General features: G+C 49.0%; 9 protein-coding genes. All 9 read left to right on the plus strand.

All coding sequences use genetic code 11. The features are described from left to right. The 9 genes from minD (at position 1) to mutS (ending at position 11,502) form a co-directional block, all read left to right on the plus strand. Positions 1-798, plus strand: a complete 798-nt coding sequence (minD, locus tag M3M35_RS00385) for a septum site-determining protein MinD (protein ID WP_252750062.1) — start codon at positions 1-3, stop codon at positions 796-798. A 46-nt stretch (positions 799-844) separates the two neighbouring features. After that, on the plus strand, positions 845-2,119 hold the full coding sequence (yfmF, locus tag M3M35_RS00390) for an EF-P 5-aminopentanol modification-associated protein YfmF (protein WP_252750063.1): 1,275 nt from the start codon (positions 845-847) through the stop codon (positions 2,117-2,119). Further along, positions 2,097-3,365, plus strand: coding sequence for an EF-P 5-aminopentanol modification-associated protein YfmH (gene yfmH / locus M3M35_RS00395; RefSeq protein WP_252750064.1), 1,269 nt, complete (start codon positions 2,097-2,099; stop codon positions 3,363-3,365). The genes yfmF and yfmH overlap by 23 nt, the downstream gene beginning before the upstream one ends. Positions 3,366-3,431: 66 nt before the next feature. Next, a complete protein-coding gene (locus M3M35_RS00400; protein ID WP_252750065.1) occupies positions 3,432-4,328 on the plus strand; it encodes a helix-turn-helix domain-containing protein in 897 nt (298 codons plus the stop codon). 61 nt (positions 4,329-4,389) lie between these two features. Then, entirely contained in the window at positions 4,390-4,977 is a 588-nt protein-coding gene (gene pgsA / locus M3M35_RS00405) for a CDP-diacylglycerol--glycerol-3-phosphate 3-phosphatidyltransferase (RefSeq protein ID WP_252750066.1), read from the plus strand. Positions 4,978-5,016: 39 nt separating this feature from the next. Next, positions 5,017-6,258 carry a competence/damage-inducible protein A gene (locus M3M35_RS00410; protein WP_252750067.1) on the plus strand — a complete coding sequence of 414 codons (1,242 nt, stop codon included), beginning with the start codon at positions 5,017-5,019 and terminating at the stop codon, positions 6,256-6,258. Positions 6,259-6,389: 131 nt separating this feature from the next. Beyond that, the gene (gene rny / locus M3M35_RS00415; protein WP_252750068.1) at positions 6,390-7,949 is read left to right on the plus strand and encodes a ribonuclease Y; all 1,560 of its coding nucleotides are present in this window, start codon (positions 6,390-6,392) and stop codon (positions 7,947-7,949) included. 87 nt (positions 7,950-8,036) lie between these two features. Beyond that, the gene (locus tag M3M35_RS00420) at positions 8,037-8,846 is read left to right on the plus strand and encodes a TIGR00282 family metallophosphoesterase (protein ID WP_252750069.1); all 810 of its coding nucleotides are present in this window, start codon (positions 8,037-8,039) and stop codon (positions 8,844-8,846) included. A gap of 16 nt (positions 8,847-8,862) precedes the next feature. Continuing rightward, positions 8,863-11,502 carry a DNA mismatch repair protein MutS gene (gene mutS, locus M3M35_RS00425; protein ID WP_252750070.1) on the plus strand — a complete coding sequence of 880 codons (2,640 nt, stop codon included), beginning with the start codon at positions 8,863-8,865 and terminating at the stop codon, positions 11,500-11,502.

Consider the following 11,502-nt stretch of genomic DNA (forward strand, 5'->3'; position numbering starts at 1 on the left):
ATGGGTGAAGCAATTGTGATCACATCTGGAAAAGGTGGGGTCGGAAAAACCACAACTTCCGCCAACTTAGGGACCGCTCTTGCCCTCATGGGGAAAAAGGTCTGTCTAATGGATTTAGACATTGGCTTGCGGAACCTCGATGTGGTTCTCGGGTTGGATAACCGGATTATGTACGACATTGTCGACGTAGCCGACGAGCGGGTTCCCTTATTCAAGGCCCTGGTGAAAGACAAGCGCTTTGACGGGAACCTGTATTTATTACCAGCCGCACAAAACACCAATAAAAACGCATTAAACGAGGATCAGGTTAAGAACATGGTGGCGGAATTAAAGCCCCAGTTCGATTATGTTTTAATTGATTGCCCGGCCGGAATTGAACAGGGCTTTTTAAATGCGGTGGCTGGTGCGGATAGCGCCATTATTGTCACCACGCCTGAGATTTCAGCGGTGCGGGATGCTGATCGGGTAGTTGGTCTCTTAGAGAAGCACCCCTTAAAAGAGCCCCCACGGCTCATTATTAACCGGATTCGGCCTAACATGATGGATAATGGAGACGTGATGGACGTTGACGAAATTACCCACCATTTAGGGGTAAAGCTACTTGGAATCGTGATCGATGATGATGAAGTGATCAAAACATCTAATCACGGAGAACCAATCGTCTTAAGTTCGGATCACTTGGCGGCTAAAAGTTACCAAAACATCGCCCGGCGGGTCACCGGAGAAACGGTGCCGTTGATGCCGATTAAAACGGCTCGCCCAAGTTTTTGGAATCGCTTAAAACATCTGTTCAAGTAGGAAAAAACCCTTAGAGTTTTCTAAGGGTTTTTTAATTGGAGGAAATATGGAAACCACACAGACCGAACGGTTACATGTAACGCAGCAACCAGGCGCAAAGTTTAAAACGACGACCGTTGCCATTGACTTTGTGGAGCCCTTCGCGCAGCAGAATTTGGAACAGCGCCTGTTACTCGCGGAATTAATGGAAAACTATAGTGCACGCTATCCTAGTAAGCTGGCGGTTGCGCGCCAGTTGGCCGAACTGTATGGCGCCCAGTTTGGCGCCTCCGTTTTTCGAATGGGGCAACAGGCGGTTGTGCGCTTTTTGATTAGTTTTGCTGACGAACAGTACTTGCCGACCAGCGTGGATCTAAGTCAGCAAATTGCAGCGTTTTTGCGGGAAATGATTTGGCACCCGTGGATCGTGCAGGGACAGTTTCCAGAGCGGATCTTTCGCTTGCACCAGCAGAACGTAGTTAATTACGTCCGGAATCTTGATGACGACAAGAAGTACTACGTTGGGCGCCAGCTCCAACGGCTGTACTTTACGGATGATCCAGCGCTGGGGCAGAGTATTTTTGGGAGCGTGTCGCGGTTAGAAGCGCTCTCTAATGCCGCGGTGGCTGATTATTATCAGGAGATGCTTACCACCAATACGGTGTTTGTATCAGCACTCGGAAGTTCAGCCCAGGCGGTCGTAACTGCTTTGCAACCGGACTTAGCTTCTTTAACTGGCCCAACGCCAAGGCAACTGCGCTTTACGCCCTACGAACCAGCCGAATTACAAGTTGGTTCGGAACGAGTAGCGCAACAACAATCGTTATACCAACAAGCGTATGCGCTTCCCATTTTACGGACGGATTCCGCGTACCCCGCTGCAGTTGTTATGAATGGGTTGCTGGGCGGGACGGCCGTGTCGTTAATGTTTCATGACATTCGGGAACGCGAAAGCCTCGTGTACTATATTAATAGCAACTATAACGCGCTCCTGGGTGAAGTGACCATCCAAAGTGGGATTGACGGGCACCACCAGGCCCGCGTGCAGGAATTAATTCAGCAAGAGATTGCGCGCTTGATCGACCAAACCTACTCAGACGAAGATTTAGCCCGCGTTAAGCAGGTGCTCGTGTCAAACTTTAGGAGTAAGGACGATAGTCCCCGGCGCTTGCTTAACCAACAGGTTTTAACCGCCATGTTTGGGACCCAAACGAATGCGGACTGGGAGACCAAGCTCAACCAGGTTTCGAAAGCAGAGATTAGTGCAGTTGCTCAAAAGCTCCGGCTGCGGGCGAGCTTCTTTTTGAAAGGGGATTCTGATGCAGAAACAAAGTTATCCTAAGTACCAGGAGACGGTGGAGTCAACTAGGTTAGCCAACGGGATGCAGGTGATCGTTAACCCCAAACCGCAGTTTAATTCAACCTATGCGATGTTGACGGTGGGGTTTGGATCGATTGACGTCCGGCTTTCTAACCGTCAGCTACCAGCAGGAATTGCCCATTTTATGGAACACAAGCTCTTTGAAAAGCAGACTTATGACGAAAGTGACCGATATGCTGCACTGGGAGCGAACGACAACGCCTTTACGAGTTTTAGTCAAACCAGTTATTTGTTCACGGCGACGAGTAACGTGCTGGCCAATTTACGGGTGCTGTTGGATTTGGTGTATCGTCCCTACTTTAGTCCCGAGAAAATTGCTAAGGAGCAGGGGATTATTGGACAAGAAATCTTGATGTATCAAGATGATCCGAATTCGCGGCTCTACTTTGATACGATTGCTAACCTGTATTCGCATTCTCCCCTTAGTGCGGACATTGCCGGAGACATTCAATCCATTGCCCAGATTACGGAAGCGGATTTGTATGCGACCTACCGGCAATACTACCAACCGGCCAACCTAACGCTAACTATTTGTGGACCGGTCACGCTACCGGAGCTTCTGCCCCTGTTCCACGACTTACCCAAGGGGCAGTCGCAACCAGACGAGTTACACCGGTTACAGCACCAAACCAAGCTGGCAATTCAAAATAGTTCCGTAGTGCCACAAACCACCACGACTCTGGGTGTGCAAACTCCGAAAGTCGCCGTGGGCTACCGGGGACCGGCCCCCGTAGTGACTGGCCGGGCCTTTGCGCAACAGGAATTGGCGTTTGGAATTTTCCTGCAACTCTTATTTTCCGAGGATTCTGATTTTTACCAACAACTCTATGCAGAGGGGATCCTGAATGATTCCTTTGGCTTTGATTTTGACCTCGAAGCTGCTTATCACTTTTTGATCCTAGCTGAGGATACGGACAATCCCGACCAATTTTGTGAGCGCGTTACCGCTGTGATTGAGACTGCCTTGCAGCACCCCGATCAGTTAGCAACGCAGTTTGAGTTGGTTAAGAATGAGGAATTAGGGGAGCGGATTGCGCAGATGAATTCGGTCCCAGCCACGGCCAACCAACTAGGGGATCCGGTGAACGGCTATACCAATCTTTACGATGAAATAGCAATCATTGCTAATCTCGATTTAGCTACAGTAGTACACACCGCCACCCAATTCTTTAAACCAAGTCGACGAACCGTTAATTTGATTAAGTAGTTAGCATGTTTTCCCCATTCTCGGTGTGATATACTGACAGTAAATTAAGGAATTGGAGTGGAAATCATGAGTGAAGAAAACAAGCAACCCAACGCCACGTCCGTTGGCGCGCAATTAAAATCCGCCCGGGAACAAGCTGGGATTTCAATTGATGAATTACAGAAACGAACTAAGATTCAAAAGCGGTACCTGACTGCCATTGAAAACGGTGATTTTCAGGAATTACCGGGTCAGTTTTACGTACGCGCCTTTGTAAAGCAGTACGCCAATGCCGTTGGGTTAAACGGGGAACAATTTTTACAGGATGCCAACTTAACCTCGGCTCAGGCTAATCCCGAAAAGGACCCATTACAAACAACGACGACCCCGGCGGATGCAGAACAGCCAACGGAAAACCGTACTAGTAATTCCGGGTTAAAAGAGACCCCCACCCAAGTTGACAAACGCAAGTTAACGCCCATCATTGCTCTGGTCGTTGTGGTGATTATTGTGGTAGCCGTGGTCATATTTGCGGTAGCCAAGACGAAGCAGGAAAGTAGTACTGCGGCGCCGGCCAACTCCAAAGTGACGGTTACAAACGATGATGCGAAATCTAAGCACAAGAGCAAAAATCAGAAGAAATCAAACCTAAAAGAGGGCCAAACGGAAATCAAAGTGGTCCCAAACAGTACGAGTGATTTTACCGTCAAAACCGGTAATGCAACTTCCAAGCTGGAGCTCGGGGCTTCGCAAGCAGCCAATGCGACGGTGAAGGTGAACGGCAACCAAGTATGGACGGGAACTTTGAACCAAAACGCTGGTCATCAAGTTGACCTCCCAAAGGATACGAAAGACGTTAACATTCATTTAGAGAATGCTCCTGTTTCCAACGTGAAGTTAAATGGTCAGCAGGTCGTGTTACCACAACCAGCCGCTGGGCAAGACGCAACGAAACGTGATATGAACTTTAAATTTGAAGAATAACTAACTAAAATGTCGGCCTGTGTAAAAGCAGGGCGTTATTTTCGCTTTGAGGAGGAGCACCATGAATTTACCAAATAAACTAACCATGTTTCGGATTGTTTTGATTCCAATTTTCATCCTGTTATTGGCACTCCCCGTTAGCATGGGGACCGTGGTTATATTGGGAACCATGATTCCCCTAAATCAGCTGTTAGCAGCGCTGGTATTTATCATTGCCGCCCTGACTGATTTCTTAGACGGCCAAATTGCGCGACGAGAACACCTCGTAACGAACTTTGGCAAGTTTGCGGATCCCTTAGCCGACAAAATGATTGTGATGTCAGCGTTCATTATGCTCGTGGGAGTAGGGGACAATAACGTGGCGGCTTGGATTGCAGCAATCATTGTTTGTCGGGAACTAGCGGTAACAGGCTTACGGCTTATCATCGTGCAGAACAACGGGACCGTGGTTGCAGCGGACTGGTCGGGGAAAGTTAAGACGTTCTTCGAAATGATTAGTGTAATTATCTTACTGTTAAACAACGCCGGGTTTAATAACCTGAACCTGCCCGTCGGCCAATTCTGTTTGTACATTGCCCTCATTGCGGCCGTTTACTCTGGAATTGAATACTTCGTGAAAAACCGGCAGGTGTTTGCCGATTCCTTCTAAGGAACCCGGGAGTCAACTGAATTAGAAAGAAGTTTAACCATGAAAGCAGAAATTATTAGTGTCGGAACTGAACTCCTCTTAGGGGAGATTGTAGATACCAGTACCCCGTTTATCGCGCAACACTTAGCCGATTTAGGGATTGATGTTTACTACGAAGCAACGGTTGGAGATAACCGCAAACGGTTAACGGAAGCGATCCGTCAAGCGGAACAGCGCAGTGACTTGGTCGTATTGACCGGTGGACTGGGCCCCACGGAAGACGATATTACCAAAACGCTTCTCGCTGAGTTAGTAGACCGGCAGCTGGTAACAGACGAGCCGGCCCAAGCGAAGTTGGATGAGTTTTACACCGCGACCGGGAAGCCAAAACCCACCCACGCGGACCTAATGAGCCAGTTCATTGCTGGTGCTGACGTATTGCCCAATCAGGTAGGTTTTGCCGTGGGGATGTTGTTGACCACTGCCAACTGCATCTACTTGGTACTACCAGGCCCACCAGCAGAGTTACAGCCCATGTTTGAAAAGGAAGCGGAACCGCGTCTAGCCCAGCTCGTGACGGGAAAACCGGTAATCTCATCTCGAGTTCTCCGCTTCTTTGGAATTGGCGAACCAGCGTTAGAGGATCAGTTACGGTCGTTGATTACCACCCAAACCAATCCGACGCTGGCCACCTACGCCAAACGCAATGAGGTAACCCTACGAATTACGGCGAGTGGGGAGGATGCCGATGAAGTCGCTCACAAGTTACAAACTACGATTGACGCCGTCCTCGCCCGCGTCGGAACCTATTTCTATGGCTACGGTGATGATAACTCACTTGAACAGGTCGTGGTGGGGTTGTTACGAAAGCACCAGCTCACGATTACCGCGGCTGAATCGCTCACCGGAGGGTTATTTCAGAGTACGCTTGCCAACGTGCCAGGCGTTTCAGCGGTCTTTGCCGGCGGCTTTGTAACTTACTCTGCTACCACTAAAGAACAACTGGTTCAGGTGCCGGCCGCAACGATTGCCACGAATGGCGTCGTGTCCAAGGAGACCGCCACGGCAATGGCACAGGGAGCCCAGCGGCAGTTGCACACTGATTTGGCGGTCGCATTTACTGGTGTCGCCGGACCGGGGGCTGCCGATGGACATCCCGCCGGTGACTTTTGGGTCGCGTTAGCCTTGCCGAACGGGACGGTTCAGACGAAGCAGGTTCTGTTTGCGCGCGACCGCAACCTGGTCCGGGACTATGCTGTAAAAACGGGGTTAAAAATGATTTATGATCAGTTAGCGCGTTAATTGCAGCTGAGATTGCTTGCTTTTTCACAGTCTTAGTTGACAGTCATTTTTTTTAACATTAAACTGGATAAGTGGTTAGCACGTAAGTACTGACTGTGACAGAAAAATTCAAGTGATACGGGGGGAAAATAATGGTAATTGCTATTGTTGGATGCGCCGCTATCGCTATGATTGTTGGTTTTTTAATTGGGCAATTTACTCACAAACGAACGGTTGAAGCAAAGTTAGATGCCGCTCACCAGAATGCTAATGATATTTTAACGGATGCACAAAGACAGGCTGAAGAACAGTTGCAAGCGGCAACTGCGAAGGCTAAACAGGATGGGAATGCCTACCGGGCGAAGGTTGAAAAGAACCTTAAAAAACGGCGGGCGGACATTCAACGTCAAGAGGATTATCTTTTGAAGCGGGAAGAAGCGTTGGATCGCAAGGATCAGGCGTTTGAAAAGCGGGATGATAATCTTAATCAGTTAGAAAAAAAGATTAGTAACGAGAAAAAAGCACTTGAGAAAAAGCAACAAGATGCAGAAGCACTTATCGCAAAACGGCAGGCCGAAGTAACACGAGTGGCTGCTTTAACGGAAGCAGAAGCACGTGATTTGGTGATTGATGAAACGAAACGCTCCTTAGCGGACGTCCGGGCGCAGATGATTAAGCAAAACTATGAATCTGCCAAGGAAACGGCGGCACGTGACGCGAAGAACCTGATTGTTGAAGCATTGCAACAGAGTTCAGCAGATATCGTTTCAGAAACGACCGTCTCCGTTGTTACCCTCCCGAATGATGATATGAAGGGAAGAATCATCGGTCGTGAGGGTCGCAACATTCGGACTTTTGAAACCGTCACGGGGATTGATCTCATCATCGATGACACCCCGAACGCGGTGGTTTTGAGTGGATTTAATCCAATCAGAAGAGAAGTTGCCAAGTTAGCCCTTGAAAAATTGATCAAGGATGGTCGGATTCATCCCGCTCGGATTGAAGAAATGGTTGAAAAAAGTAAAAAAGAACTCGACCAACAGATTCAAGAAGAAGGGGAAAACGTCATCTTTGACCTGGGGATTCATGCGATGAATCCTGAGTTAGTCAAACTCGTGGGCCAGTTGAAGTATAAAATTTCATATGGTCAAAACGTCTTGTCCCGCTCAATTCAAGTGGCGAAGTTAGCTGGAGTTTTTGCAGCTGAGTTAGGTGAAGATGTAACATTAGCAAAGCGCGCAGGATTATTGCATGAGATTGGAAGAGCCTCGGCCAGTGGCAGTGACGAATCGTACGTTGATGCGGGCGTTGATATTGCCAAGAAGTATGGTGAAGATCCAGTGGTGATTGATGCGATTCGCTTAGGAAATCAGGAAAATGAACCACACAGCCTAATTTCTGAACTAGTTGATGTGGCTGATCGAATTTCGATGGCCCGTCCCGGAGCGAAGAGTGAGTCACTGGAAAGTTTTGTCCACCGCTTAGAAAAGCTTGAGACGATTACCAATCGCTTCCCTGAAGTCGAAAAGAGCTACGCCGTCCAAGCTGGACGCGAAATTCGGGTGATTGCAAAACCAGAAAAGATTTCTGATTCCCAAGCAATTGTCCTGGCTCGAGAGATTAAGGATCAAATTGAAAACGAGATGAATCATCCTGGTCACGTGAAGGTCAAAGTGATCCGAGAGGTTCGTTCCGTCGAATATGCAAAATAAAGGCTGGTTAGTACCAGTCTTTTTTTATTTCCAAATTTCCATGGTAAAATAGAGAGAGACAGAATAATTTTAGATGGGCGGCGGAGCATGCAGTTTTTATTTTTAGGTGACGTAGTGGGCGACATGGGAATGCAAATGGTAACCCAGTATCTGCCCCAGTTAAAAAAGGAATTTAAGCCCCAGGTGACGATTGTGAATGGTGAGAACGCGACCAACCAGGGGCGCGGCATTACGCAAGCCCGCTTTAAAGGGCTCATGAAGGCTGGGGCGGACGTAGTTACGTTGGGCAACCACGCCTGGAATAACCAAGAAATCTTTACTTTCATTGATCAAACAACGAATTTGCTCCGCCCCCTGAACTACCCAGGGGAGCACGTGCCCGGGCATGGGGTTTGTCGGTTGAACGTTAATGGCACCCCCGTGGCCGTCATTAATCTCCAGGGCCGCGTGTTCATGGAGGGCACCGATGACCCCTTTGCGGCCGTCGACCACTTAGTAGAGGACCTGCACGCCGCCGGAGTTCGGGTGATTTTCGTTGATTTTCACGCGGAAACGACCAGCGAAAAAAAGGCGATGGCGCTATTTTTGACCGGACGAGTCTCAGCCATCGTGGGGACGCATACCCATGTGCAAACGAACGATTCACAGATCTTAGACCACCAGACCGCCTTTTTAACCGATGCCGGGATGACCGGACCCGCCGCTGGGGTAATCGGAATGGAATACCAGCCGGTCATTCAAAAATTCCTGACGGCTCGACCACACCGGTTTGCCGTCCAAACCACGGGAGCGGGAATCCTCTCTGGATGTGTGCTTAACGTTGACGCGCAAACGGGACGGGCCAAAAAGATTCGGACCATTTTGATTGATGCGGAGCACCCGTACCAAAACGTTTAAGGGAAAGAGTGAAAGAATGGCAAACAAACCCAAAACAACTGCGATGATGGAGCAGTATCAAAAAATTAAGGATCAGTATCCGGATGCCTTTTTGTTTTATCGTATCGGGGATTTTTATGAGCTCTTTAATGATGATGCGGTTAAGGGCGCCCAGCTGCTGGAACTCACGTTGACCGCGCGCAATCATAATGCCGACGATCCGATTCCCATGTGTGGAGTGCCCCACCATTCGGCGCAAAATTACATTGATACGTTGGTGGATCAGGGCTATAAAGTGGCAATTTGTGAGCAGGTAGAGGATCCAAAGCTAGCGAAGGGGATGGTGAAGCGGGAGGTCGTTCAACTCGTGACGCCCGGAACCCAAACCGATAACCACGCGGACACTGCCAAGGTGAATAACTACTTAACGGGAGTGGTTTTTGATGCGGAAGCCAACTGCTTTGGCTTGGCCTACCTCGAACTCTCAACCGGAGAAATGATGGCCTGCCAGCTCGATAGCAGGGAGGCCGTTTTAAATGAAATTATTAATTTAAACTCAAAAGAAGTGGTCCTAAATAGCACTGAGCTGCCGGAGTTAGCCCAGCAGATCAAGCAATTGGGGCTTTTAGTGTCTGAAGCCACTCCCGCTCCGGTGGCGAACGAACAACTCCTCGCTAGCCTGCAGACCACCGTGCTAAAACACGCCGGTGAATTATTGCTAACATACGTTACTGAGACCCAAAAGCGGAGTTTAGCCCACCTGCAACCCGCCCACGAGTACCAGCCCAGTTCCTTTTTAAAGTTGGATCATAATTCTCAGTATAATTTGGAACTAACTAAGAACATCCGCACGGGTAAAAAGGCGGGGACCCTCTTAGGCATTCTCGATGAAACTAAAACGGCCATGGGAGGCCGCAAATTGAAACAGTGGCTGGAACGCCCTCTGCTCCAGCAAGCAGCGATTGAGGCCCGGCAACGACTAGTAGCTACCTTTCTAGAGCATTATTATGAACGAAACGAACTTAGAGAAGCGTTGGTTCAGGTCTATGACCTTGAACGGTTTGCCGGCCGAATTTCCTTTGGGGGCGTGAACGGGCGCGATTTAATGCAGTTGGCAACGTCCCTCGCTCAAATTCCTAAGATTAAGCACGTGCTAGATGAATTAGATACGCCCGACTTTGCCGAGTTGTACAACCGATTGGATGACTTAGCAGACGTGCGCGCTCAAATTGAAGCAGCGATTGTGGCAGAACCGCCGATTTCCGTTACGGACGGCGGGGTGATTAAGTCCGGTTATAACCAACAGCTCGATCAATATCGGGATGCCATGAAAAATGGGAAGCACTGGCTCGCAGATCTGGAAGCCCAAGAGCGTGATCTAACCGGTATTAGTAACTTAAAGGTGAAGTACAACCGGGTCTTTGGTTACTTTATCGAAGTTTCGAAAGTTAACCTGCCAAAACTGCCCGCCGATCGGTACGAACGGGTGCAAACCCTAACGAACGCCGAACGCTTTACCACGCCCGAACTAAAGGCGAAGGAAAGTTTGATTTTGGAGGCGCAGGATAAGTCCCAAAACCTGGAGTATGAGTTATTTACGCAACTGCGAGACCAAATTAAACAAGAGATTCCGCGGGTCCAAACGTTGGCAAGTGGAATTGCTAGTTTAGATGTCTTACAAAGTTTTGCCCAGGTGAGTGAACGCCAACAATTTGTTCAACCCCAGTTTAACCAGGACCACCGCTTGCAGATTACCAACGGGCGGCATCCGGTGGTGGAAACTGTGCTTGGCGCCCAGGAATACGTTCCGAACAGTATCACCATGGATCCAGAGACCGAGGTCTTGTTGATTACTGGTCCTAATATGTCCGGGAAAAGTACGTACATGCGGCAACTGGCTTTAATTGTGATTTTGGCGCAAATGGGGTGTTTTGTTCCAGCTGAGGCCGCAGAACTACCCATTTTCGACCAGATTTTCACCCGGATTGGAGCAGCCGACGACCTCATTTCAGGGAAAAGTACCTTTATGGTCGAAATGAAAGAGGCCAACCAGGCCCTTCAAACGGCCACTGCTAACAGTTTGATCTTATTAGACGAACTAGGGCGGGGCACGTCAACGTATGACGGGGTGGCGTTGGCACAGGCCATTATTGAATACATTCATAATCGGATTCATGCCAAGACGTTATTTTCCACCCACTACCATGAACTAACTGATTTAGACCAGCAGTTACCCCACTTAAAAAACATTCACGTTGGGGCCGTGGAACAGGATGGCCAGTTGGTTTTCTTGCATAAAATCATGCCAGGCCCAGCCGACAAATCATACGGAATTAACGTGGCCAAGCTGGCTGGACTACCAGATAGCTTATTAGAGCGGGCGCAAACGGTCCTGGATCATTTGGAAGCTGAAAACGGGCAGCAGGTTGCCCACCAGCTGCAAACGCAACCAGCTCCAGCGAAAGCTTCTGAAACAGCTGACCAAGCGACCACCACGGATCAGCAAATGGAACTATTTGCACCGGAACCGGCGCCGCAACCGACCGAGGAACCAGCGTTGACGCCGACAGAAAAACAGTTATTAAAGGAAATCATGAGTACTGATTTGATGGGGCAGACGCCTCTTGATTTAATGAATTTGGTTTATCATTGGCAACAACAACTACGAAAGGAGTGA

It is taken from the genome of Fructilactobacillus myrtifloralis (genome assembly GCF_024029335.1).
Taxonomy (GTDB): Bacteria; Bacillota; Bacilli; order Lactobacillales; family Lactobacillaceae; genus Fructilactobacillus; species Fructilactobacillus myrtifloralis.